The 932-nt window shown below is 65.6% G+C and carries 2 protein-coding genes; both read left to right on the forward strand.

What is annotated here, in order from left to right:
- A partial coding sequence (locus tag ACXJKJ_RS30210; protein ID WP_457395053.1) for a flagellar hook-basal body complex protein FliE occupies nt 1-103 on the forward strand: 103 nt, incomplete at its 5' end.
- Between the two features lie 12 nt (nt 104-115).
- Nucleotides 116-932 (forward strand): flagellar basal-body MS-ring/collar protein FliF (fliF, locus tag ACXJKJ_RS30215; RefSeq protein ID WP_457395050.1); only part of this gene is annotated, 817 nt, incomplete at its 3' end.

Below are 932 nucleotides of genomic sequence, written 5' to 3' on the forward strand. Positions count from 1 at the left end.
CATGGTCGCCTCGCAGCAGTCCCAGATCGCCTTCCGCGCCACCGTGGAAGTCCGTAACCGTCTCGTCCAGGCTTACCAGGACGTGATGAACATGCCGCTGTAAGGATAGAAACGCATGGCCCTGTCGCTCTCCAAAGAATCCCTGAACACCGAAAAGGCTGGGCAGTGGTTCGACCGGCTGCAAAGCCTGCAGATCACCCGTCGGCTCGGACTGATGGCGATGATCGCCGTGGCCGTGGCGGCAGGCCTGTTCGTGTTCTTCTGGTCGCAGAAGCCGGGCATGGTGCCGCTCTACACCGGCCTGGACCAGAAGGCCACCGCCGAGGCCACCGACCTGCTGCGCACCGCGCAGATTCCGTTCGAACTGGACCCGGCCACCGGTGGCATCACCGTGCCGGAAAAGAACCTGCACGATGCGCGCCTCAAGCTGGCCGGTTCGGGCCTGACCGACAGTGGCCGGCTCGGCTTTGAGCTGATGGAGCGCGATCCGGGCTTCGGCGTCAGCCAGTTCATGGAAAACGCGCGCTACCAGCATTCGTTGGAAACCGAGCTGTCGCGCACCATCAACACCCTGCGCCCGGTGCGTGATTCGCGCGTGCACCTGGCCATTCCCAAGCCCAGCGCCTTCACCCGCCAGCGTGATGTCGCCAGCGCCTCGGTGGTGCTGGAACTGCGCGGCGGCCAGCAGCTGGAACGCGGCCAGATCGATGCGATCGTGCACATGGTGGCCGCCAGCATCCCCGACCTCACCCCCGAGCGGGTGACCGTGGTGGACCAGAGCGGGCGCATGCTCAGCGTGTCCGATCCGAACAGCGAAGCGGCGTTGAACGCGGCGCAGTTCGAACAGGTGCGCCGCCAGGAAACCTCCTTCAACCAGCGCATCCGCGAACTGCTCGAACCCATGACCGGTCCCGGCCGGGTCAATCCGGAAG

This window comes from Roseateles sp. P5_E1 (assembly GCF_054049335.1).